This is a genomic window from Sulfurimonas sp., from assembly GCF_023229025.1.
Taxonomy (GTDB): Bacteria; Campylobacterota; Campylobacteria; order Campylobacterales; family Sulfurimonadaceae; genus Sulfurimonas.
In genome coordinates, this window is sequence record NZ_JALOAA010000005.1 from 48,816 (window position 1) to 71,609 (window position 22,794).

26 protein-coding genes are annotated in these 22,794 nt (G+C 37.6%); 8 read left to right on the top strand and 18 right to left on the bottom strand.

What is annotated here, in order from left to right; translation table 11 throughout:
• The first annotated feature begins 1 nt into the window (after position 1).
• The 6 genes from purC to M0Q20_RS02365 are packed head-to-tail and all read left to right on the top strand — an operon-like array spanning position 2 to position 3,792.
• Entirely contained in the window at positions 2–715 is a 714-nt protein-coding gene (gene purC / locus M0Q20_RS02340) for a phosphoribosylaminoimidazolesuccinocarboxamide synthase (protein ID WP_295058470.1), read from the top strand.
• A 5-nt stretch (positions 716–720) separates the two neighbouring features.
• On the top strand, positions 721–963 hold the full coding sequence (purS, locus tag M0Q20_RS02345; RefSeq protein WP_295058526.1) for a phosphoribosylformylglycinamidine synthase subunit PurS: 243 nt from the start codon (positions 721–723) through the stop codon (positions 961–963).
• A complete protein-coding gene (gene purQ / locus M0Q20_RS02350) occupies positions 960–1,634 on the top strand; it encodes a phosphoribosylformylglycinamidine synthase I (protein WP_295058472.1) in 675 nt (224 codons plus the stop codon). Before purS ends, purQ begins: the two co-directional genes overlap by 4 nt.
• Positions 1,631–2,761 (top strand): hypothetical protein, encoded by a 1,131-nt coding sequence (locus M0Q20_RS02355; RefSeq protein WP_295058473.1) that lies wholly within the window; start codon positions 1,631–1,633, stop codon positions 2,759–2,761. The genes purQ and M0Q20_RS02355 overlap by 4 nt, the downstream gene beginning before the upstream one ends.
• Positions 2,739–3,437, top strand: coding sequence for a 1-acyl-sn-glycerol-3-phosphate acyltransferase (locus M0Q20_RS02360; RefSeq protein WP_295058475.1), 699 nt, complete (start codon positions 2,739–2,741; stop codon positions 3,435–3,437). Before M0Q20_RS02355 ends, M0Q20_RS02360 begins: the two co-directional genes overlap by 23 nt.
• Positions 3,406–3,792, top strand: a complete 387-nt coding sequence (locus M0Q20_RS02365; RefSeq protein WP_295058477.1) for a CrcB family protein — start codon at positions 3,406–3,408, stop codon at positions 3,790–3,792. The genes M0Q20_RS02360 and M0Q20_RS02365 overlap by 32 nt, the downstream gene beginning before the upstream one ends.
• Positions 3,793–3,798: 6 nt before the next feature.
• Here M0Q20_RS02365 and M0Q20_RS02370 read toward each other — a convergent pair whose 3' ends face one another.
• Together M0Q20_RS02370 and M0Q20_RS02375 are read right to left on the bottom strand one after the other, a co-directional pair.
• Positions 3,799–4,368 carry an ATP-binding cassette domain-containing protein gene (locus tag M0Q20_RS02370; RefSeq protein WP_295058479.1) on the bottom strand — a complete coding sequence of 190 codons (570 nt, stop codon included), beginning with the start codon at positions 4,366–4,368 and terminating at the stop codon, positions 3,799–3,801.
• A 3-nt stretch (positions 4,369–4,371) separates the two neighbouring features.
• Positions 4,372–5,064 (bottom strand): dUTP diphosphatase, encoded by a 693-nt coding sequence (locus M0Q20_RS02375; protein WP_295058480.1) that lies wholly within the window; start codon positions 5,062–5,064, stop codon positions 4,372–4,374.
• Positions 5,065–5,172: 108 nt separating this feature from the next.
• Here M0Q20_RS02375 and M0Q20_RS02380 point away from each other — a divergent pair, with 108 nt between their 5' ends.
• On the top strand, positions 5,173–5,346 hold the full coding sequence (locus tag M0Q20_RS02380; RefSeq protein WP_295058482.1) for a uracil-DNA glycosylase: 174 nt from the start codon (positions 5,173–5,175) through the stop codon (positions 5,344–5,346).
• On the opposite strand, the gene M0Q20_RS02385 is transcribed toward M0Q20_RS02380, so the two are convergent.
• From M0Q20_RS02385 to ovoA, 4 genes are read right to left on the bottom strand one after another with little or no spacing between them, the layout of a single operon-like run.
• Complete coding sequence (locus M0Q20_RS02385; protein WP_295058483.1) at positions 5,321–5,749, bottom strand: pyridoxamine 5'-phosphate oxidase family protein; 429 nt, start codon at positions 5,747–5,749, stop codon at positions 5,321–5,323. The two genes, M0Q20_RS02380 and M0Q20_RS02385, sit on opposite strands and share 26 nt — an antisense overlap.
• A complete protein-coding gene (locus M0Q20_RS02390) occupies positions 5,736–5,975 on the bottom strand; it encodes a hypothetical protein (protein ID WP_295058485.1) in 240 nt (79 codons plus the stop codon). Before M0Q20_RS02390 ends, M0Q20_RS02385 begins: the two co-directional genes overlap by 14 nt.
• Positions 5,972–7,171 carry a PatB family C-S lyase gene (locus M0Q20_RS02395; protein ID WP_295058487.1) on the bottom strand — a complete coding sequence of 400 codons (1,200 nt, stop codon included), beginning with the start codon at positions 7,169–7,171 and terminating at the stop codon, positions 5,972–5,974. The genes M0Q20_RS02390 and M0Q20_RS02395 overlap by 4 nt, the downstream gene beginning before the upstream one ends.
• Positions 7,156–9,255 carry a 5-histidylcysteine sulfoxide synthase gene (ovoA, locus tag M0Q20_RS02400; RefSeq protein ID WP_295058489.1) on the bottom strand — a complete coding sequence of 700 codons (2,100 nt, stop codon included), beginning with the start codon at positions 9,253–9,255 and terminating at the stop codon, positions 7,156–7,158. Before ovoA ends, M0Q20_RS02395 begins: the two co-directional genes overlap by 16 nt.
• Before the next feature lie 32 nt (positions 9,256–9,287).
• Here ovoA and pgeF point away from each other — a divergent pair, with 32 nt between their 5' ends.
• A complete protein-coding gene (gene pgeF / locus M0Q20_RS02405) occupies positions 9,288–10,013 on the top strand; it encodes a peptidoglycan editing factor PgeF (protein ID WP_295058491.1) in 726 nt (241 codons plus the stop codon).
• Here pgeF and dxs read toward each other — a convergent pair.
• The 12 genes from dxs to M0Q20_RS02465 form a co-directional block, all read right to left on the bottom strand.
• Positions 9,994–11,817, bottom strand: a complete 1,824-nt coding sequence (gene dxs / locus M0Q20_RS02410; protein WP_295058528.1) for a 1-deoxy-D-xylulose-5-phosphate synthase — start codon at positions 11,815–11,817, stop codon at positions 9,994–9,996. The two genes, pgeF and dxs, sit on opposite strands and share 20 nt — an antisense overlap.
• Positions 11,818–11,824: 7 nt before the next feature.
• Positions 11,825–12,622: a flagellar assembly protein FliH gene (fliH, locus tag M0Q20_RS02415; RefSeq protein ID WP_295058493.1), complete on the bottom strand. Its 798-nt coding sequence runs from the start codon at positions 12,620–12,622 to the stop codon at positions 11,825–11,827.
• 1 nt (position 12,623) lies between these two features.
• On the bottom strand, positions 12,624–13,652 hold the full coding sequence (gene fliG, locus M0Q20_RS02420; protein ID WP_295058495.1) for a flagellar motor switch protein FliG: 1,029 nt from the start codon (positions 13,650–13,652) through the stop codon (positions 12,624–12,626).
• A 12-nt stretch (positions 13,653–13,664) separates the two neighbouring features.
• Entirely contained in the window at positions 13,665–15,365 is a 1,701-nt protein-coding gene (fliF, locus tag M0Q20_RS02425; RefSeq protein ID WP_295058497.1) for a flagellar basal-body MS-ring/collar protein FliF, read from the bottom strand.
• Positions 15,366–15,455: 90 nt separating this feature from the next.
• Positions 15,456–16,550 (bottom strand): histidinol-phosphate transaminase, encoded by a 1,095-nt coding sequence (gene hisC / locus M0Q20_RS02430; protein WP_295058499.1) that lies wholly within the window; start codon positions 16,548–16,550, stop codon positions 15,456–15,458.
• Positions 16,540–17,631 (bottom strand): prephenate dehydratase, encoded by a 1,092-nt coding sequence (gene pheA, locus M0Q20_RS02435; protein WP_295058501.1) that lies wholly within the window; start codon positions 17,629–17,631, stop codon positions 16,540–16,542. The genes hisC and pheA overlap by 11 nt, the downstream gene beginning before the upstream one ends.
• Entirely contained in the window at positions 17,628–18,404 is a 777-nt protein-coding gene (locus M0Q20_RS02440) for an HAD-IIA family hydrolase (RefSeq protein ID WP_295058503.1), read from the bottom strand. Before M0Q20_RS02440 ends, pheA begins: the two co-directional genes overlap by 4 nt.
• Position 18,405: 1 nt before the next feature.
• Positions 18,406–19,617 (bottom strand): diaminopimelate decarboxylase, encoded by a 1,212-nt coding sequence (lysA, locus tag M0Q20_RS02445; protein ID WP_295058506.1) that lies wholly within the window; start codon positions 19,615–19,617, stop codon positions 18,406–18,408.
• Between the two features lie 122 nt (positions 19,618–19,739).
• Positions 19,740–20,810: an LptF/LptG family permease gene (locus M0Q20_RS02450; RefSeq protein WP_295058507.1), complete on the bottom strand. Its 1,071-nt coding sequence runs from the start codon at positions 20,808–20,810 to the stop codon at positions 19,740–19,742.
• 29 nt (positions 20,811–20,839) lie between these two features.
• The gene (pth, locus tag M0Q20_RS02455) at positions 20,840–21,397 is read right to left on the bottom strand and encodes an aminoacyl-tRNA hydrolase (protein ID WP_295058509.1); all 558 of its coding nucleotides are present in this window, start codon (positions 21,395–21,397) and stop codon (positions 20,840–20,842) included.
• Between the two features lie 2 nt (positions 21,398–21,399).
• Entirely contained in the window at positions 21,400–21,936 is a 537-nt protein-coding gene (locus tag M0Q20_RS02460) for a 50S ribosomal protein L25/general stress protein Ctc (RefSeq protein WP_295058511.1), read from the bottom strand.
• A 62-nt stretch (positions 21,937–21,998) separates the two neighbouring features.
• A partial coding sequence (locus M0Q20_RS02465) for a type IV pilus twitching motility protein PilT (RefSeq protein WP_295058513.1) occupies positions 21,999–22,794 on the bottom strand: 796 nt, incomplete at its 5' end.

Here is a 22,794-nt window from a genome sequence, read left to right on the forward strand (position 1 = left end):
GATGCAAAAGAGAGAGGTCCTCTACGAGGGAAAAGCAAAAAAACTGTTTACGACTGATGATGAAAACCTTCTTATCTCAGAGTTTAAAGATGACTTGACTGCGTTTAACGGAGAGAAAAAATCTAGCGAAGCGGGAAAAGGTGCGCTTAACAACAAGATTTCAACAGAACTCTTTAAGCTTTTAGAGGCAGAGGGCATACAGACACACTTTGTAAAGATGCTTGATGATAACCATATGCTTCATAAAAAGACAGAGGTTATTCTCATAGAAGTTATCGTTCGCAATATTGCAACGGGCAGTCTAAGCCGTAACCTAGGTATAAAAGATGGAACGGTTCTTCCTTTTACTCTAGTTGAGTTTGACTACAAGAATGATGCATTGGGTGATCCTAAACTAAACGACCAACATGCACTTATCCTCGGTTTGGTTAATTTTCAAGATGAGCTTGACAAACTTCGCCGAATGGCAAGACAGATAAATGATATCCTTAAGCCTTATTTCGCCTCTAAAGGTCTTAATCTAGTTGACTTTAAACTTGAGTTTGGAAAAGATAGTAGCGGCAATATTATTCTTATAGATGAGATTAGCCCTGACAATTGCCGTTTTTGGGATATGGCAAGCGGTGAAAAGATGGATAAGGACAGATTCCGTCAAGGTTTAGGCGGACTAACTGTTGCATACGAACAAGTTTTAAATAGAATTTTAGGGAAATAAAGATGATGAAAGTTATAGTAAACGTATTTTTAAAAGCCGGAGTATTAGACTCTCAAGGTAAAGCCGTCCACCATGCATTAGAGTCTCTGCACTTTAATAATGTAAGTGATGTTCGTATCGGAAAGCAGATAGTTTTGAACCTAGATGAGAGTGATGAGACAAAAGCTATGGCAGATGTTACAAAGATGTGCGAAGAGCTTCTTGCAAACACCGTAATTGAAGACTACAACATAGAGTTGGTAAAATGAAAGTAACTATTTTACAGTTTCCCGGCACGAACTGCGAATATGATACACAGTATGCTTTTGAAAAACTTGGCGCTAAAACGGAGATTTTATGGCATAAGTCGCAGAGTGTTCCATCTGACACAGACCTCTTAGTAGTTGCCGGAGGATTTAGCTATGGAGACTACTTAAGAAGCGGAGCTATTGCAAAATTCTCTCCCGTTATGAAGGCAGTGGCAAAATATGCAAACAGCGGTGGAAAAGTTTTAGGTATCTGTAACGGATTTCAAGTTTTAACTGAAGCAGGGCTGCTTCCCGGTGCGCTAAAGAGAAACGAGAGCCTTCACTTTATCTCAAAGCATCATCACCTAAAAGTTATAGATAACGACAATATATTTTTAGAAGAGTTGAGCAACGGTGATGTTGTAAATATTCCAATAGCTCATCATGACGGAAACTACTATATAGATCAAGACGGTCTAAAAGAGCTTTATGAAAATAATCAAGTTCTTTTAAAGTATTGCGATGAAGATGGGGATATTAAAAATCCAAACGGCAGTATAGACGCTATTGCAGGAATCTGTAACAGAGAGAGAAATGTTTTTGGACTTATGCCTCACCCTGAACGTGCAATGGAAAAAATTCTCGGAAGCGATGACGGACTTAAGATGTTACAAGGATTTCTAAAAGCGTGAGACTTTTTCTCTTAGTATGCGTTTTTCTCCTAGCATCTGCACAGAGTGTTGACTTAAATAACTCTACTAATACCCAAAATATTAATAATACTACATTTATGAGCAATAGTGAGATAGAGAACCTTCCAAAAGTAATCTATCTAAGCTATGAGAAAATTCCATCAAGAGTACTAGAGGGCGAGATATTTACCGTTACCATAAAAGCTCTATCTACGGTTAAGGATTTTATGGACATTACCTATACTGCCACAAACTCACAGGGGTTAAAGCTTCTAAGTGAATTCCCATCAAGAGAGATTGACTCAAGATACTACTATGAAACTTTTCATTTTTTAGCAACATCAAGCACAATCAGACTTCCTGATTTTACAGCTACTCTAATAGGTAATAATAATGAGGAGAGCAGACCTACAACACTGCTCGGTAAAGAGTTAAATGTCATCTCCTTGAATCCAAAAAAAGATTTCTCTCATATTGTGGCAAAGGAGTTTGAGATACTTGAGTACAAAACTACAAGCTATGACGCCCTTCATAACATAGTAGTATTTGTAGCTACTGCTTCTAATTGCGATATTTCGGCTCTTTCTCTAAACAATGTCTATAAGCAAGGGGTAGAATCTATTACAGAGTCTTACTTTGACTCAAAAATTACATACTATGCAATAATAGATAAAAAACTAGAAAACTTATCATTCTCATACTTTAATTTAGAAAAAAATAGATTTATCCCTATCTATATACCAATCATCGTTGATGATGACAGTGTGACAACGCAAAGTGACTTAAAACCAAAAAACCAATCTCATGAGATACTTAAAATGGCAGCAGCCGCAGCTGTTGCCGTAATTGCTTTTTTTATAATCTTATGGAGACGAAAATATATATATCTTATCTTTATACTCTTGCCTCTAACATATATAGCATATGTTGGCTCTCCTTCAAAAGAGGTCTGCATCAAGGAGAACTCAAATATCTATCTTCTTCCCCTTGTAAACGGAACAATATTTGAGACTACTTCAAGCGTATATCATCTTAAACAAGAGGATGAGATAAAAGGCTGGGTAAAAGTGCTGTTAGAAAATGAAAAAATAGGATGGGTAAAAAATGAAGATATTTGCTCACGTTAGTTGGCTCTTTGCAACAATCATAATAGCTACATCCCTTACTATTATGATTCTTACCTTTCATATTCTTCCAAGACCTTACAGCAGAAAATTATCTGCTTGGCTTATTAGAATAGGAATCTTTTTCACAGTTGAAGTTGAAGGAAAAGAGGACCCTGATGCGCAGATGTTTTTGCTAAATCATCAAAGTGATTTGGATATTGTAGTGATGGAGACAATTAGCAAAAGAGATATTACATGGGTTGCAAAAAAAGAGTTGTTTGATATGCCTTTTTTTGGTTTAATTCTTAAAATGCCAAAAGATATAGCTGTTGAGAGAGAGAGCAAAACATCTCTAATCAAGCTTCTAAGAGATGCTAAACGTATTCTTAAAACTAACAGAGTTATAACTATGTTTCCAGAGGGTACACGCTCTACTACAGGCACTATGCTTCCCTTTAAATCCGGAGCAAAGATTATAGCTGATGCTAACAAGCTTCGTGTTCAGCCTGTTGTTTTAATGCAGACATCAAAATATTACAACATAAAAGAGTTCTATTATAAACCCGGACGTATAAAGGCAATCTTTTTAGAGTCGTTTATCGCGGATAAGAGTGACGATAAGTGGTTAAGTAATCTGCGCAATAAAATGCAAAAGGTGTATGACGATGAGCTGGCAAACAATCCTAGCCATAGGTAGCGGCGGTTTTATAGGCGCAGTGCTTAGAGCCTACTTTAACGGCCTTATCTCACATAAAGTTCCGCACGACCTGCCGTATGGAACACTTGGTGTAAACTTGATAGGAAGTTTTTTAATGGGTATCTTAATTGCCTATTTTATGTACACGACAATATTTTCTTTGCATATGAAATCTTTTCTTTCTACCGGAGTACTAGGTGCTCTTACAACATACTCTGCATTTGCATTTGAGAGCTTTTTACTGTTAAGCGGCGGTCATATACTTTTAGCGGCTATAAATATATCACTCAATGCTTTTGGCACAATTATTATGGCTGGAAGCGGTTTTTATCTAGCAAAGCTATTTATAAAATAAACCGCCTCAAATCATAATAATCTCATCGGCGCACCACTTAGCCAAATCCAAATCATGCGTAATAAGCAACATTCCCATTCTATCGAGATGTTTGATAAGCATACTCATGACTTCAAGCTGAATAATATTATCAAGTGCAGAAGTAGGCTCATCAAGCAGAAGTAGCTCAGGCTTCATAAGCATTGCACGAAGGATTGAAGCGCGTTGAAGTTGCCCGCCTGAGAGCTCATGAGGTAACTTTAAAAGAAGTTCATAATCTAGATTTATATTTTTTAGATAGAAATCAAGCTCATCTATATTTGCGACATCTTTTATCTGATTTAAAAGTGTATAGCTTGGGTGAAAAGAGCTATAGGGGTCTTGAAAAACCTCCGAAGTACGTGAGCTTTTAATAGCTCCAGAGAGCGGAACAAGATTGCCGACTATTAGTTCAAAGAGAGTACTCTTCCCCGCTCCGCTTTCTCCAACAATCGCTTTTATCTCCCCTTTTTTTAAAGAGAGTGAAAGTTCCTCAAAAAGCAGTAGCTCTTTTGTATAACCAAAGGAGAGGTTTTTTATATCTAATAAGCTGCTCAACACTTAACTCTTATTTAGTGCCAAATAGAGTTTTGTAAGCTCTCTGTATAGAGCATCAGGTTTTATGCCGCTGTCTTGCTCTAAAACTCTCTTCATTACTACATTATCCTCTTCCCCTGCCCATACTTTGATATAAGAGCCCTCTTTATAACCGTTATCTTGTCTAAATTGGTTTAAGATATTTTTCCCTACATAAAGCTTATAGAGGCTCTCAAGGTTGAGTCCGCTCATAAGCACCAAATCAAAAAAATCACCTAAAAGCTTCTCAAGTTGTAGCGAATCCCTAGATAGAGCCTCTATCATAATAGACTCTATCTTGTAGATAGTCTCATCCTGTTTTGCAAATAGTTCATCTTCTGTATCTATCTTTTTAAAACTCTGTAACTCTGAGATATCTATTGCCAAATCTTCAACTTGCCCTCTTAGGGTTTGAGAGTAGTTCTCTATCGCTAAACTCATAATAAAGTGCCAGACATCTACAACTTCAACTTGTAGATTATCCCAATCTGCCTCTTGGTCTATATTTTTCCAATGCTTCCACGTAAAGGAGTCAATCATCTCTGCGCACTCCATATATATACATCTTCTCCAGTTTATAAGCTTACCGTTTTTTGTAACTCCCTCAGTCCACTTATCTCCGTTTGTTGCTTCATTTAAATCGGCTTGAAGTTGCAGCATCAACAATATCTTATCCATCACTCTTCCTTTAATCTGTTTCATACCCTCAAGGGGCAACTAGTTGCTTTATTTTATGGGGCATTGTACCAAATATGCTAAAATAGCGCACTTAAACTAAGAGCTTGCATGAAAAGAATTAACTGTAGAAGATGTCAATACTATTTTGTTACATGGGAAGCAAAAAGACCGCATGGATGCAAAGCATATGGATTTAAATCAGCGCAAATACCCTCGCTTATGGTGTTTCAAAGTAGCGGAAGTGACTGCACTATGTTTAAAGAGAAGAAGCCTTCCAAATAATCTTTTTGCCAAATCCTAAGGTATTGTCCGTTAGTTTGAAGTAGTTAATCTTTATCTGCCAAAGCTTCGGATTCATAGCAAGAGCATATGGAAAAGTTTTAAAATAGAGCTTTTTTAACTCATCATCCTCACTCTCTGAGAACTCACCTCTAAACTGAACTCCCTCTATCTTGCCTACAGTTTTTGTCTCTAAAACAACCGTTCCTGCAACCGATGGATTTTTTGAAGTATTTTTTATATGCTCAGTTTCATCGCTGCTTGCAACTACAAATGAAGTTTTTTGCAAATCATAGGCATAAAAAAGGTTGCACGCACTAAGCTTTAATCCATCGGATGTAGCTAGAGTCAAAACATGATGTTTAGCCAAAAATGAGGCTATCTTTGCTAGATTATTTTGCGACATTGAAGTTTCTAAAAAGATGCTTCTCTAGATCTTCTACCGAGCATATATCCCGCTTATTTAGCATCATCTGCGCGATATCGTCATTTGCCATCGTCTCATACATCTCTTTAATATTTGTCATGGAGTAGTAACTTTTTAGAAAGTCTAAGAGCACCTCAAAGTTATCATCTTTCTTCTCGCTGTACTGCTTAAAAAATTTAAACTCATCCCAGTTTATATCAATCAACTCTCTCTCCTAAAATTCTTTAATGCCTTTTGTAAATTTTTTATTATTTGCGACATTTTATCAGAAGTAACGGCAAAGTTCAATCTCATAAAACCGCTCCCCTCTCTGCCAAAACTTATCCCTGCACTAAGCCCTAATTTTGCCTCTTTGACAAAAAAGTCTCTCAGCACTTTATCACGAACCCCCATCCCTCTACAATCAAGCCAAGCTAAATATGTCGCCTCAATGGGCACTATTTTTATAAGTTGCGGATATTTTCCACATACCTCTTTTAACATGTTGTAGTTTTTAAAAAGATGCTCTTTGAGCTCTTTTAGCCACTCATTACTCTCTGTATATGCCGCTTCAAAAGCTACATGTGAGAGAGAACTTCCATGTGCAAAATGGATACGATTATAGACTTTTAAGAATTTATCTCTAAGATTTTTATCCGGTATTGCCACGCTGCTCATGGCAAATCCAGCCATATTAAACGTCTTGCCGACTCCTATTGCCGTTACGCTAATATCTCTTGCCTCTTTAGAGAGGGAGGCAAAGGGTATATGCCTCTTTGGTGCATAAACTAGATCACAGTGGATCTCATCACTAAAGACTATTATATTATGTTCAAGGCAGAGTTCTAAAATCTGCACTAACTCATCTCTTCTCCAAGCACGTCCAACCGGATTATGTGGAGAGCATAAAAGTAGAAGTTTTGTTTTACTATCTATCTTTGCCCTCAAATCATCTATATCAAAAGTGTAACTTCCATCCTCACTCTGCTTTAGAGGATTCTTAAGAAGCTCTCTCTCATGCTCTAAGACGCTATGAAAAAACGGAGAGTAAACCGGAGTTTGGACTATTATCTTATCGCCTACTTCACTAAAAGCCTCTATGGCTACATTTATACTCGCTACTACGGAGTGCGAGTAGAGCATATCTTCTAACTCAAAAGTTACGTTATGCTCTTTTTTCATCCACTCTGCCTGAGCCAAAAATGCACTATCTGGAACCTCTTCATAACCAATGATTGGATGTTCAAGCCTTTGTTTTACGGCTTCAAGAACAAACGGAGGTGTATCTATATCCATATCTGCCACCCATGCCGGAAGCACATCTTGGCTCCCAAAGAGCTTCTCTCTTAAAACATACTTCTCGGCATTTGTATCTTCCCTTGGCGCAGAGGTTAAAAAGTTATAACTCACCTCTTTCTCCACACGCTCACCTCTGCAATACTATGCTGAAACTTTCTAGCCGTCTCTTTTATGACAAACTCCAAATTCTGTAGATGAATGAGTTCAAATTTTTTGCCTAAAATCTCTTTTAACGTATCTATTGTTTTTATCTCTTTGCCGCTATCATCTCTGTAGCCACCAAGCCAGAACTCTTTTTTGGTTGAACTCTCCTGCCATGTGTATGGAGATGTTAGCATCAAGACCCCCTCCTCATTTAATCTCTCATGAACGCTCTTTAAAAATAGTCTTGGATTGTAAAGTCTGTCTATAAGATTTGTCGCCATGACCAAATCATAGGAGTTAAAGTTTGGCTTTAAGTTACATGCATCCCCCTGCCAAAAAGAGACTCTATCTTTCACGCTCTCATAACCAAGCTCTTCTATCGTAACCTTTTTATCCTCGCTTAAATCGCCCTCTGTTTTTACCCTATAAGCCAAGTAGCCCTCATCCTTTAGTTTTACGCCAACACTTATAAATCTAGCCGAGAAATCAATCCCCTCTACCTCATCAAAGCTCTTAGCAAGTTCAAATGATGCTCGCCCTGTTGCACATCCCAAATCAAGGGCTTTTTCAGTATTTGTTGCAAATTCTGCAGCTATTCTAGCACATGCTACTGCAAAGTTTTCAACGCCAAACTCTTCATCTCCATACTGAAATTCACAATACTGCGATACTAATTCATCGCTCTCATATATATCACTCTGAACCTTTGCACTCAAGCTTGATATAACATACCTAAAGCCTGCATTTTGATAAAAGTGCTTGCGAAATGCATAACGTGAATACTTCATGATAAGATTTCCGCTACTAGCCCATGATGAGCCTAGTATAAGTGAGTGTTTATTGTCAAAAGTAGGTACAGAGAAGTCATCATAAGCAGGATGGATAGCAAAACCATCAAATCCAAATATAGGTGTTTTGCTCCACTGCCAAACATTTCCGACAACATCATATATACCGTTAAAACCAAACTCATTTACGGGGCATGAGCTAAAGTAGTGATAAAAATTCAAGTTTGCTCTACTCTCATGAAAATCCGGGATATCCTCTAACTTTGCATAATCATAAATCAATCTATATTCGGCTTCACTAGGCAAAGAGTAGACAACTCCATCCTTTTTGCTCTTATAGCGACAAAATGCCTCTGCTTCTAGCGCATTTACATCTACGGGCCAATCTAGCGGCATATCTATTATCTTTGAGAGGGTTCTGTATCTATACTCTTTGTCTTCAAGCACCCAAAAAGTCGGATGTTTTGCACCACTTTTCTCTAGAAACTTTCTCCCCTCTTCATCCCAATACTCATCGCTCTCATATCCGCCTGCATTTACAAACTCCATAAACTCGCTGTTACTTACCAGATATTTAGATGCCTTAAAATCCCCAACACTCTCTATATACTCTCCATACTCATTATCCCAACCATAGAGATTATCGGAGTCATCTTTTCCCAAAACAACATCACCGCCATCTACCTTAAGCATCTCATTTTTAGGCGCAATACTACTATGAGAACATATATTGAACTCCTCTACCTCTTTTACATGCTCAAGCGGCATTTGACGATGCAAAACTAACGAGGTCTCAATATGAATACGTTCATGTTCAATTCCCATAAGTACAATCCACATGGGGGATTTTTTTGTAATAGGCAGGCTTAGAGGCAGAGTCGTGATAAGTTCATCGACTACTTCTCTGACTTTTGCCCTATATGCCCTAACCTCCTCTACACTTGGCCATCTGTAGTGTCCGCTTTGCGTATCATCCCATGCCATCTCATCTACACCCACGGCAAATATAGACTCAAATTCAGGATTTATGCGCTCTTTTATTATCTTCATAAAAATCAGTTTATTTATAAAAAAGGTTGCAGTATGTCCAAAATAAAATATCATTGGGTGACGAGTCGCCTCCGACTGCATATAAAAGACATCATCATCTTTTAAAACGTCAAAAATCTTCTCAAAAATATTAAATGTATTGTGAAAATATGCTCTAATCTCCTCTCTTTTTACTTCTGCGTCCAAACCATCCAAAGTTACCGGATATAAACTAAATTTACTCAAAATTGACCCCTGTTTTTTGTTATAATCATTATATGAAATTTTATCATAGTAACATATTAAACAATTTTGCAGACCTAAAACATGCTTTTACCACAAGAGATAGTGGCAATCTTGCGTTTCATGTCGGTGACGATGAGCTAAGCGTTCAAGAGTATCATGAGCTTTTAGCACAAGAGTTGGAGTATGAAAAAAATTCGCTTATATATATGAATCAGATTCACTCCGATATTGTACATATTGTAAAGGATGAAGGGTTTAACACACCTCCGACATGTGATGCCCTTGTTACAAACAAGCCTAATACTCCGCTTATGGTTATGGTGGCTGACTGCTCACCGATTTTATTTTATGATAATGAGAAAAAAGTTATTGCTGCAGCTCATGCAGGACGCGCAGGTGCATTTAAAAATATAATCAATAATGTAGTTCAAACAATGCAAAGCGCATTTGGCACTAAAGTAGAGAATCTACATGTAAGCATCGGTGCTACTATCGGAGTATGTTGTTATGAAGTGGGCAGTGAGATTTATAAAGAGGCAAAAGGGTTGGGCTTAGAGTATGCCATGCAAAAAAGAGAGGATAGTTTTTATCTTGATATTAACAAAATCTTACTATCTCAACTATCGGCATGCGGGATAAATAGTGAAAATATCGGATTTTTAAATGAGTGTACATGTTGCAACACACAGCACTACTTCTCCTACAGAGCAGAGGCAAAAACAGGAAGGTTTGCCGGCGTTATAATGTTAAATCAGTAATCTTTTTTGCCAATTGAGACGGTAAAAGCCCTAAAGACTCCTCAACCTGTTTTGTATTTCCATGAGTTATAAACTTATCCTCATACTCAAAACTCACAACCTCTACGTTTAGAATTTTTTTCTCAGATAAAAACTCTAAAATAGCACTTGCTACTCCACCTATTTTTGCAGTATCGCTAAAGATAAACCATTTTTTATGTTTTTTTGCCATTGTCATAAGCATATCTTCATCAAGCGGCTTTACAAATCTTAAATCAAGTATGCTTACTTCAAAATCCAAAAGTTTTGCTGTCTCATAGGCTCGGCCCACACCGTTACCATAGCCGATAAACAAAATATCAGTACTGTTTGAGCGAAGAAGCTGAGATTTTGCCAACTCAAAAGGCAAAGATTCTGGCAAGTCAGTTTGAGTAAACGAACCTCTTGGATATCTAAGTGAGCACGGATAAGGATACTGCGCCGCAAATGCCATTGCCTGATGAAAACTCTTCTCATCTCTTGGTGCAAAAAGAGTCATATTTGGAATTGCTCTTAAAAAACTTACATCAAAAACGCCTTGGTGCGTCTCCCCATCCTCTCCTACTATTCCGGCACGATCAAGCGCAAAAACAACAGGAAGATTCATCAAGCAGGTGTCATGTATAATCTGATCATACCCGCGTTGCAAAAAAGTGGAGTAGATTGTACAAAACGGTTTAAACCCCTCTTTTGCGAGTGCCGCCATAGATGTAATGGCATGCTGCTCTGCAATTGCAACATCCCAAAATCTATCCGGATAAACTTCCATCAACTCATTTATCCCTGTTCCACTTGGCATGGCAGCGGTTGCACCTACTATCTTATCATTATGTTTTGCAAGATGTAAAAGTGCCTCAGCATATATCTGCGTAGCACTTTTTGCCGTACTTTTCTTAAATGCCGCTCCGCTATCTATATCAAAAGGACCCACTCCATGCCACTTCTCCTCTTGACCTTCAGCTATCTCATACCCTTTACCTTTAATGGTCTGCGCATGAACTATTACCGGCTTTTTAAGCTCTTTGGCTTTTTGAAGTATCTCTATAAGTGAAGCAAGATTATGTCCATCAACCGGTCCAATGTAGTCAATCCCCATCTCCTCAAACATAATCCCCGGAGTAATGAGCTTTAGAGACTCCTCCATTCTTTTTGCTATATATCTGGCACTATCTCCAAAGTTATCGACAAAATTTTCGGTATGTTTTTTAAAGTTTTGGTAAAACGGAGAAGCCATGGCAGAGCTGAGTATACGACTTATTGCGCCTATCGGTTTTGATATACTCATCTCATTATCGTTTAGTATAATTACCATAGGGTATTTTCTATCACCCAGCTCATTAAGCGCTTCATAAACCATACCTGCCGTCATCGCTCCATCACCGATCATAATAACGGGAACTCTGGAATCCTGCTCACCTTTTAATGCGATAGCTTTAGCCGCACCGACACCCAAAGATATAGACGTGGAACTATGCCCTGCTACAAAGTAGTCATGTTCACTCTCACTTGGCTTTGTATATCCGCATATGCCATTAAACTGTCTTAGAGTGTCAAACTCTTTATGCCTTCCTGTTATAAGCTTATGTGCATAAGATTGATGCGATACGTCAAATATAAATGGATCTTTTTTACTATCAAAGACTTTATGCATGGCAACAATAAGTTCTGTAGCACCGAGAGTCGAACTTAAATGTCCGCCATTTTTACTCACTACTCTTAAAATATCTTCTCTTATCTCTTTGCAGAGCAGTTCTAACTCTTTAATATTACTTTTTTTTATATTTATCAATTTTTCACTCACTTAATGCTGCTCTTTTTACACGTTCAAATCTTTTACTTATTTGTGCGTCTATATTGCTTGCATCGCTGATAGCTATAACTCCGCCAAGACTCACCGCAGAGTCAGAGATGACTTCTACATGCGCTAAAGAACCGACAACTTGAGAGATTGCCCCGTGATCTTTTGGATTGACCCGCAAAGCAACTTTTGATGCGCTTTGTAACTCTTTTATCAACTCTTTTGCCAAAGTTTTTGCAATCTCATTTGAGTTCTCTTGAAGCTCAACCTTGATTACCTCTTTTGCTATATCTAGTGCAGCGCTTATCAACTCACTCTTAATTCCTTCTAATGCGCTCTCAAACTCCTTCGCGCTACTCTCAAGTTTTGCAATTGATTCTGAGTACATGGATAGAGTCTCTTTGAGGTTTTTTTCATCCTCTTTTGTTTTTAGCTCTTTGCCTGCTTCTACCCCGCTTGCATAAGACTCTTCTTTAACTTTTTCAAGCTCTGTCTTATGCTCTTGGCTCATATCTTCAAGCTTCATCTGAAGCTTTATAAAATTAGAGGACATCTCATCGGTTTTTTTTAGAAGAGACTCTATTAGGGAGTCTTTAGAGCTTGAACTCATTGCCGTTGCATCAACCTCTTTTGGGGCAATTGGCTGCGGCATTTCAACAGCAGGCTTCTTTTCTGCTAGTACAGATTGGGCAACCTCTTCTTTGCTATTTTCTGAACCGATAGCTAATACTTTGAAGTTATACTTATCAACATTATGCTTATCTATTTTTTTATTGGTGATTATACTTGACAAACTACTCTACCATCTCTTCAGTTGAACTTCCAAGCTGAATAACTCCGCCCTCAGCAAGACCGTTTACCGCTTCTACAATTCTTCTTTGAGCGCTTTCAACATCTTTCATCTTAACAGCACCCATAAATTGCATCTCCTCTTCAAATGCCTCTTTTGCTCTCTCACTCATAGCACTAAAGAATTTCTCTTTAAGCTCTTCCGTAGCGCTTTTGAGTGCAAGCATCAAGTCAGGCTTATCTATAGCTTTTAGAACCTCGACAATTGCATTTTTATCAAGTGTCTCTATATCTTCAAATGTAAACATCATCTCTTTAATAAGACTTGACATCTCCTCATCTCTCTCTTCAATCTTAGCAAGTGTCTCTTTAGAAGCTTTTGCGCCAAGGCGGTTGAATATGTCTGCAACTGCACGAGGTCCGCCGACTTCAACTTTATATGAAGCGAGTGATTCAAGTTTTGACTCTAGCACGGCTGAGACCCTTTTGATTACGGAAGGCGATATATCTCCAAGCTTAGCCATTCTCATGGAGACCTCACTTCTAAGATCATCAGGAAAATACTGCAGTGTGTCAGCAGCTTCGGTTGCATCCATATGTGCTAATATCAGTGCAATTGTCTGAGGGTGCTCATTGATAATAAAATCTGATAGCTGTTGAGGCTTTATTTTTGAGAGATATGCAAAATTCTGGGTCTCTTGCATACTTTTTGAGAGTTTATCTAAGATTTTCTTAGCCTCTTCCGGACCAAGTGTTCTATAAAGAAGCTCTCTTGCATACTCCAATCCACCTGATGTTATAAACTGACCGGATTGAAAAATCGCATAAAACTCCTCAAGAATTGCTGTTGCAACGGACTTTTCTACACTTTTATTTTTAGCAATATGTTTTGAGATTTCTGTAATGGCATCAATATTCATATTTGAGAATATAGCAGCAGTAGCATCTTCACCCATCTGCATGAGCAGTATTGCAATCTTCTCTGCCATACTCATCTCATCAAATTTTGCTTGCTGTGTCGGACTTAGATTCATCTGCTTTTTCCTCTATTTATATGTTATATCCGCTTCTTCTGTCATTAAAGCTTGAAGAACAAGTGCTACCGCCTCCGGAGACTCATCAATCATACCGCGAACTTTCTCAAGAAGAACATCATATTTAAGCTCATCTTCGCTAAATCCCTCTCCAACCCCTAACTGCTCTTCAACTTTGCGGCGCATTGATTGAACTTTTTCTACCAAGTCCTCATCTGCATCATTTTCAATATCTAGCATAGGCTTGCCAATCTCATCCTCTTCTTTTGAGATTTCAAGCATTCTCTGCGCAAAAGGAGCGATAACTTTTTTATAAAGCACAAAAAGAAGCAGAAGAACAAAAATATACTTAAAGAGCTCAGAAAATGGAGCTAAGTAGGTTTGAGAAAATGTAACCGCTTGATTTACTCTTTTACGAGCTTCATCAACCTCAGGCAACTTAAACTGTAAGTTTTGAACACTTATCTTATCGCCTCTCTCCTCATTTATACCGATAGATCGACTAACTAAAGCGGAGAGTGCTTCTAAATCGCTCTCAGATAGCGGCTCATACTCAAGCTCATCGGTAGGATTACCCTCTGAATCAACTTTATACTTATACTTACCATCTACCACAACTGCCGCAGTAACTCTCTTGATTCGCGCAAATTCACTTTTTATAGTTGAGACGGTTTTTCCGACCTCGTAGTTTGTAGTACCGGTGTTTTTCTCATACTTCTCAGTTGTTTGATTGCTTGAGAGACCTTCAACTGGACCGATATTACTAACAGTTCCGGGAACTCCGCCAACTTCTGCCGGAGTTGCACCCTCTCTCTTCTCTTCGCTTACCTGCTCGCTTCTGACAACATTTTCAGGGTCATACGTCTCAGATGTTGAGCTTTTAATAGAGAAGTCAAACTCTATTGTAACCTGAGCTACAACTTTTTCCTCTCCGCCCACAAACGGAGAGATGACTTCTATTATTTTTTTCTGCTTCTTCTTCTCTTCTTTTGTCTTATAGCTCTGCTGAACACTTGATAACTCACCCATTTGAGCCATCTCATCCTCGTCACCCAAAGTCTCCCCGTCACTGTCTATTAGCATAACATTAGCTGAAGTAAGATTTGGCACTGCAGCAGCTACTAGATTTTTAATACCTCTTATCTGCCTTGAAGAGAGTCTTCTTCCTTCAACTAACTGAAGCATTACTGATGCTGTTGGCTCTACCTGTCTCTCGACAAATAGTGTCTCTTTTGGAAGGGCCAAACTAACACTTGCACGCTCAATTGGTGCTAACGCATTTATCGTCCTTGATAGCTCACCCTCTAGAGCACGAAGATACTTTATATTTTGATCAAAGCTGGTTGCTCCAAACTCTTGACTATCAAAAAGCTCAAACCCAACGCCGCTATTTTTAGGGATTCCCAAGGAAGCAATTGCTATACGCTCTTTATAGACCATACTCTTAGGAACTTTTATAACATTTTTATCAAGCAGCTCATAAGGTACGTTGTCTTTTTCCAACTGTTCAACTACCTTAGCCGCATCTTCTGAAGTTAAAGAGTCAAAAAGTACTTCATATTTACTTGTTGCATCTTTGTTAGCTGTATAGACAACCATAAAAACTAAAAACGCGACAATACCGGCAACGGCTAAGCCTATAATAAACTTTTGTTGCTTAGTCAATTTGTCATACAAAACGACTAGTTGTGAAAAAAGTACCTTAAAATCCATCAATTTCCCATTATCTTATCTTATATAACACTTCAAAACGAACTCATCCGTCTTGAAGGCAGGGAGTAAAGTCCCTACAACCCCCTAAAGCTACAAAAATTGTGTTACAAGCTTGAAAAAACGACTATTTTGCTCATCTGTTCCAACCGTAACTCTAATTGCATTCATCTCATAACTGCTTAAATTTCTAACTATCATCCCTTTTTTGAGGAGCTGATTTGATATCACTGTAGAGTCCTGTTTTGAGTTTAAACACAACGTCACAAAATTAGTATAACTGTTTATTATATCTATTTTTTGCTCTTTTGCAAACTCTTCGTAGCGTTTCATCTGCTCAAAATTTAGAGTTATACTTTTTTTCACAAACTCCTCATCACCAAGAGCCACACTTGCAGCTTCAAGAGATAACGTTGTTATATTAAAGGGTGGTCTTAGCTTATATAGCTCATCTACTATTTTAGAGTCTGCCAAGCCATATCCGACTCTCATGCCGCCAAGGCCATATGCCTTTGAAAAAGTACCCAGATATATTACATTTTCAAACTCTTCTATAAGCTCTTTTACTACTAACTCTTTTTTAGGGTCTTTATGTATTGCATACTCCATATATGCACCATCTATTACAACTAATGTATCACTATCTATCTTCTTTAAAAAGTCATATATCTCATCTGCATCTAAGGCATCTCCAGTTGGATTGTTGGGGGTGCAAATAAAGATTATCTCCGGCTTCTCTTTTTTGTAAAGCTCATAGAATTCATCCAGATTATGCTCCTGTGAAGCTGTTCTTATAACTTCGGCACCGACATGTTTTGCATATATCTCATACATGGCAAATGTTATAGAGTTCATCAATATTTTTGAACCCGAATCTGCTTTTGCATGTATGAGAAACTCTATTACTTGATCGCTTCCCGAGCCAATGATTACATTGCTGTTTTGTACCCCATATCTCGCACTCAAAGCATTTTTTAGCTTTATCATGGAGTCATCAGGGTAGAGTGCCATCTTTGGCAATATCGCACTAACTGCACTTATAACTCTCGGGGAACAGCCGTAAGGGTTCTCGTTTGATGCAAGCTTTATGATATTTTTTGGCTCTATACCGTACTCTTTTACAACCAACTCTATTGGCTTTCCAGCCTCATATGTTTTAATATTTTGCAAATTTTTATTAAACTTCAATCTCTTCACCTTTTATGTAGCTTCCAAGCCAAGTTACCTCTTCTTTATGATTCTCTAACACTTCTTGAATATTCTCATCATCTATATGACCGTAAAAATCCATAAAAAATAGATAGTCAAAACCACCCTTCTCTTTTAGCGGGCGTGACTCTATTTTAGATAGATTTATATTTTTTTTATCAAAATCTTGTAAAAAGTGAACAAGAGCACCGGCTTTTATAGAATCTTTTAATCTTACAAGAATAGATGTCTTATCCTCTTGGCTTTTCTCATTTTTAAAATCACTCAAAATAACAAACCGTGTCTGAGAGCCTATATCATCTTCAACATGGTCAAACATAGTAGGAACACCGTAGAGCTTTGCCGCTATATGGCTGCAAATTGCGGCGGCATTTGGATTCTCTGCTGCTAAAATTGCCGCTTTTGCAGTTGACTCAACGGGAATTTGCTCAACATTTATAAGGTTGTGTTCTTGTAAAAACTCCCTGCACTGCCCAAATCCCTTATCTTTAGAGTATATCTTGGTAATTTGGCTCAGTTTTTTTGCCTTTGTCGCAAACGACATATGAATAGGCATATATAACTCAGCTACTATTTTTACAGAACTTTTTGCAAGCAGATCAAGGGTCTCACCGACAATCCCGTCTCTTGAGTTCTCTATGGGCACTACACCAAATTTTGCTCTTTTTGCTTCAAGTGTTTTAAAGACAGATTGAATTGAGCCAAGAGAGAGATAGTCACTCATAGCACCAAAACGACTCTCGGCAGCTTGATGCGTAAAGCTCCCCTCAGGACCGAGATATGCTATTCTCTCCGGAAGTTCTAAATTTCTAGAGACCGCAAAAATCTCTAAAAATATAGCCTCGATAGCAGCAGCATTTAAGGCACCGTTTTGCTCTATACTCTTTTGAGTCAATCTCTGCAAAATCGCTTTTTCTCTCTCGGGTCTATAAATCGTACCGTCACTGCTTTTTTTTATCTTTCCTACCTCTTTGACGATCTCCATTCTTTTGTTAAGAAGTTTTAACACATCGTCATCAATAGTATCTATAGCACTTCTACACTCATCTAAAGTTCTCATAACGTCTCCAAAATTTCTTGCATGTCAGCATAAACTAAATCAGGTTTTAACTCCTCTTTTAAAAAAGGGAGTATCTCATCGGCACTCTTATACTTTCCGCTTGTAACAAATATTGTCTTCATGCCCATCTCTTTTGCCCCTCCTAAATCACCTTTTACATCATCGCTGATAATAGTTATATCACTAAACTCGGCACTGCTGTTTTGCTTACGAAGCATACTTAAAGCCTCATTATAAAATGAGGGGCTTGGCTTGCCGACTACATCGTAGCTGACCGATGTTGAAAATTCAAGCATCTTTAAAATCGCACCAACTCCAGGATATCTTTTGTTGTTTTTCGCATATATAGATGTCTCATGCATCCCTATTAGTGATGCACCGCCGAGTAAAAACTCTATCATCTGTGCATACTCATCGGCGCAAAAGTCCTCTTTTATCGCGACTAGTACCGTTTTTGGGTTTTTGTAATTCAGGGTGTAGCCCATCTTTTTTAAAACCTCCAAAAACTCCTCTGCTCCATACGCTGCAACTGCATCTTTTTTTACACGTGACTCTAAAAGCATTAAGGGGTCGAGATATGATGAAAATTTAAAATTAAAGCCGATAGAGACAAGATAATCATAAAAAGATTTAGAGGCTTTTTTTGTGTTATTTGTAATAATGACATAAGGGATATTTTTTTCATTAAGCTTCTCTATAAATGCAATGCTTCCACGAATTGGAGATTTGTCTATATCGCTAATTAACGTACCCTGAACATCAATGAAATACATCTTATTTAACCAAAAACTCTTTCTCTAATGCAATTAGATCTTCAAACTCTTCGCGTCTGCGAATAAGTTTTGCTTTGCCGTCTTTAATGGCAACCTCAGCACTTCTGCCTCTTGTATTGTAGTTACTCCCCATTCCAAAGCCGTAAGCTCCGGCACTATGAATAAGAAGTAAATCATTATGCTCTAGCTTTGGCAACATATAGTTTTTTGCAAAAAAGTCACCACTCTCACAAACAGGACCAACTACATCAGCTTCGCTCTCGTTCGTTTTACTATCTGTAATCGCCTCAATTTTATGATAAGCGTTGTATAAACTAGGGCGCAGGAGGTCATTCATACCGCCATCGACTACCACAAATCTTTTTTCGCCATTTTGCTTCTCATAAAGAACTTTTGTTAAAAAATATCCTCCGTTAGCAGTTAAAAATCTTCCCGGTTCACAGATTATTGTTAAGTCCAAGCCTTTTAAGGTACTAAGTATAGCTTGTGCATAATCATAAGGCTCTATTGTGACTTCATCTTTATAGGTTATACCTAATCCGCCACCTATATCAAAGAACTTCAACTCAATTTTTATGCCCATAAGCGAGCGGACCATATCTGCAACAATCTCCGCAGATTCATAGATAGGCTTTAACTCAGTAAGCTGAGAACCTATATGAAAATGAATTCCAACCGGCTCTAAGTATTGTGAGTTATTTGCGCGAATATACATTCTTTTAGCCGTATTTATATCTACTCCAAACTTATTGTCATGAAGCCCCGTAGAGATATATGGGTGGGTTTGCGGGTCTATGTTTGGATTTACTCTTATGCTAATTCTACATACTACATCAAGCTCTTTTGCTATAAGCTCAACACGTCCGAGTTCTGCTTCGCTCTCGAGGTTGATATATAGTATATCTTTTTGTATAGCTTCGCGTATCTCAGCATCACTCTTACCGACACCCGAGAAGATGATTTTATAGTTTGCAACTCCTGCTAGAAGTGCACGACGCACCTCACCTATTGAGACACAATCTGCACCGCTCCCTAAAGAGGCAAAGTGATTAACAACGCTAAGGTTTGAGTTTGCTTTTATAGCATATGCTATGATAGATTTTCTTCCCCTAAAAGCCTCTTTTAGCTTCTTATACTGATTTGTCATGTAATCTAAATCATATATATATAGCGGAGTTTTATATGTAGCTGCTAGTTCTTTAAAGTTAATCATAAAAATCCCAAATTTTTTTAAGAAATTTTATCTAAAAAGTACTTATATTTTTGTTATAAAACCTTATGGCAAGTTAAATCAAGCTACTCTTTGCTTTAAAAGTAGAGCTATCCTCTTTACTACTAAGTAGCTAAGCGATATTTTCTCCACTGTCTAAAGGCAATTAAAAAAAGAATAAAGACCGGAAGTACAATGCCTACTTCGCTTGATAAAGTTTTATGACTAGAGAGTTCAATAAGCGCAAAGAGAACTGCCCAGATTAGAAGTGATGAAATAATAGCTCCAAAACTAAATAGAGAGACATTTAAAAATCTCACGCTAATAGGGACTAAGAAGAAGATAATAACAACAAGACTTGGAACAAAAAACGGGTAGATAAATATTTTATATAATGAACTCTTAACGAGGTCTGTATTTATTTTTTGCTCTTTTAGAAGTATATACGCATCAATTGCATCTTTTATAGTGAAATTAACTTTGCCCTCATATACCTGATCTAACATTTTCGGTCGAAAGCCCTGAAGAATTTTTAAGTTCTTCTCTTTAGTGACTGTTATCCCCAGTGAATCAAAATCAATCTCGTCGGGCTTGGTAATAATATCTGCTACGTTTATATGCCATGCTTCATCTCTATATCTTGCTTTTTTTGCTACTAAAACCTCTTTTAAGGAGTTGTCCTTAAAACTAAATACTCTTATATCTTCGGCGCTCTCTTGTAGTGGGAGCATTTTTGAAAAGTATACGAACTTATCCTTATATGTGAAAAAAAGATCTCTAGTTGGACTTAGATATTGTGCATTTTTACGAATATTTTTAGCCATCTCATCTGCTCTTGCAAAGTTTGAGATAGAGTGCAAGGAGATAAAAAGAAGGATAATAGCCGTAGATACAACAACAAACGGCTTTAAAATATCTACCCTTGAGTATCCAAGCGAGTAAAAAGAGACTAGTGCATTTGAGCGTATGAGAAATATTTTTGTGCTTATCATAGCAAAAATCAGTGAAAGAGGAAGAAGCATATCAATAGCAAAAAAGGTTTTATAAACTAAATATATCAGAAGTAAGTTTGCCGAAATATCTAGCTTCTCCGCACTCCCCATGTAGTCAAATCCAACTAAAAATAGAACAAGTGCACAGAGGATAATAAGAAAATATTTTATATAGTGAAAAGAGATATATTTAAAAGCTAACATAAGGTGCAAATCCAATTAAAAGTTTAATGCTATTTTAGCTGAAATTTTTTAATTGTATACTTGGCGCTTACATCTTCAAGTGAACTCTCAAGTAGAGCCTCAATCGCTTCACATGCAGATGAGATCCATTTACTCAAATACTCTTGCTCATCTTTGCTGAAATTACTTAAAACATAAGATACGACTTCACCTTTATACTCCGGTTTTCCTATCCCCATTCTAACTCTGATGTACTCTCTTGATATCTTTTCATCAGTAGATTTAAGCCCATTATGCCCGCCATGTCCACCACCTTTTTTAAAACGAAGCGTGCCAAAAGGAAGATCCAAATCATCATGTATTACAACTACTTCATCTATCTTGTAAAAACTTTTAACAGCTGCAATAGAGATGCCTGATAAGTTCATAAACGTAAGCGGTTTTAATAAAAAATGATTTTTAAATTTGAAAAGTTCGCCATTAAATGACGATGAGGAGAGTTTTTGAGCATTAACTCTTTTAACAAGCTCGTCAATAACCATAAAACCTATGTTATGACGAGTATGCTCATACTGCGGACCAGGATTCCCCAGACCGACTATTAGCATGATTACTTAGCTTTAATTACACTCAGTACAGATACACGATCAGCATCTGTGAATGTAACGTTCTCTATTTTTGCAAGATCACGTACCATTTTTGCATCACCTACGTCCATCTTTGTAACATCAACATTGATGCTGTTTGGAACATTCTCAATTGCCGCTTTTACTCTTAGGCGAGGTTTTGAAATGTGTACAAGACCTTTGTTTTTAAGTCCAATTGCTTCACCTTGTGGAATAACCGGTACATGGTAGTGTGTTACAACACCTGGTTGTGCTACCATTAGGTCAACATGTAAAAGTTTAGCTGTTACAGGATGTGTTTCATATGATTGAACGACAACATTCATCTCTTTTGTTCCAACTTTAACCCCAAACGATAAAGTCTCTTTTTTACGTACAGTACGGATATACTCATTCTCTTTAAAAGCAGCATGAATATTTTCAAGCCCTTTTCCGTAGATGTTCGCAATTAGATAACCATCACGGCGAAGTGCTTTTGTGCCTTTTTTGCCAATACTCTCTCTAATAATGCCTTCTAACATATTAAATCCTTAATAAAAATGTTTGGAATTATACATTCTTAAGCTTTAATTGTAGTTAAAACTTATTTTAAATCAAATACATCCTCATCTACAGTTTTACCGCCGCTATCTCTCTCGCTCTTATCAAGATACTTAGCTGCATTTGCACTATTGAAGCCGTTCATTTTTAACTCTAAGTCAGATGCACTTGTAGCATAATCTTTCGCTCTCTCTCTTGTGATAATTCCTGCATTGTAAATATCCAAAATATGTTGATCGAAACTTTGAGACTTATAGTGTTCACGACCTTTTTCTATAGCCTCCTTAATCTCATAATCTCGGTTCTCTAAAATCAGCTTCTCTATTGTAGGAGTTTTTACAAGTATCTCCATAGCAGCTATTCGTTTATCCTCTTTTGTTGGAATAAGTCTTTGAGAAATTACACCTTTTAACACGCTAGCAAGAGAGAGACGGACACGGTTTTGCTCCTCATTAGGAAAGATTGCAATAATACGGTTGATAGTCTCTTTTGCATCTACCGTATGTAGGGTTGAGAAGACTAAATGCCCTGTATCTGCTGCATGAAGTGCAAGCTCAATTGTCTCACGGTCTCTCATCTCACCGACTAGTATAATGTCCGGATCTTCACGAAGAGCAGCTCTTAGCGCTCTATCAAAAGAGAGCGTATCTTGTCCAACCGAGCGCTGATTTATAATACATCCTCTATCTTTATGTACAAACTCAATAGGATCTTCAATAGTTATAATATGCTTTTTTTGTGTTATGTTTATCTCATGTATCATGGCTGCAAGGGTTGTAGATTTACCGCTACCTGTAGTTCCTGTAACAAGGATAAGCCCGCGTGACTCTTTTGTGAAA

Excerpts from the sequence above, each read along its gene's own strand:
- M0Q20_RS02380 (WP_295058482.1), top strand. The coding sequence starts at position 5,173 with ATGAAAAGAATTAACTGTAGAAGATGTCAATACTATTTTGTTACATGG.
- fliF (WP_295058497.1), bottom strand. The coding sequence starts at position 15,365 with ATGGATTTTAAGGTACTTTTTTCACAACTAGTCGTTTTGTATGACAAA.
- lysA (WP_295058506.1), bottom strand. The coding sequence starts at position 19,617 with ATGATTAACTTTAAAGAACTAGCAGCTACATATAAAACTCCGCTATAT.
- pgeF (WP_295058491.1), top strand. The coding sequence starts at position 9,288 with ATGAAATTTTATCATAGTAACATATTAAACAATTTTGCAGACCTAAAA.
- M0Q20_RS02375 (WP_295058480.1), bottom strand. The coding sequence starts at position 5,064 with ATGGATAAGATATTGTTGATGCTGCAACTTCAAGCCGATTTAAATGAA.
- M0Q20_RS02450 (WP_295058507.1), bottom strand. The coding sequence starts at position 20,810 with ATGTTAGCTTTTAAATATATCTCTTTTCACTATATAAAATATTTTCTT.
- purS (WP_295058526.1), top strand. The coding sequence starts at position 721 with ATGAAAGTTATAGTAAACGTATTTTTAAAAGCCGGAGTATTAGACTCT.
- M0Q20_RS02360 (WP_295058475.1), top strand. The coding sequence starts at position 2,739 with ATGAAGATATTTGCTCACGTTAGTTGGCTCTTTGCAACAATCATAATA.
- pheA (WP_295058501.1), bottom strand. The coding sequence starts at position 17,631 with ATGAGAACTTTAGATGAGTGTAGAAGTGCTATAGATACTATTGATGAC.
- M0Q20_RS02365 (WP_295058477.1), top strand. The coding sequence starts at position 3,406 with ATGAGCTGGCAAACAATCCTAGCCATAGGTAGCGGCGGTTTTATAGGC.
- pth (WP_295058509.1), bottom strand. The coding sequence starts at position 21,397 with ATGCTAATAGTCGGTCTGGGGAATCCTGGTCCGCAGTATGAGCATACT.
- M0Q20_RS02440 (WP_295058503.1), bottom strand. The coding sequence starts at position 18,404 with ATGTATTTCATTGATGTTCAGGGTACGTTAATTAGCGATATAGACAAA.
- purQ (WP_295058472.1), top strand. The coding sequence starts at position 960 with ATGAAAGTAACTATTTTACAGTTTCCCGGCACGAACTGCGAATATGAT.
- purC (WP_295058470.1), top strand. The coding sequence starts at position 2 with ATGCAAAAGAGAGAGGTCCTCTACGAGGGAAAAGCAAAAAAACTGTTT.
- M0Q20_RS02460 (WP_295058511.1), bottom strand. The coding sequence starts at position 21,936 with ATGTTAGAAGGCATTATTAGAGAGAGTATTGGCAAAAAAGGCACAAAA.
- M0Q20_RS02385 (WP_295058483.1), bottom strand. The coding sequence starts at position 5,749 with ATGTCGCAAAATAATCTAGCAAAGATAGCCTCATTTTTGGCTAAACAT.
- fliG (WP_295058495.1), bottom strand. The coding sequence starts at position 13,652 with ATGAATCTAAGTCCGACACAGCAAGCAAAATTTGATGAGATGAGTATG.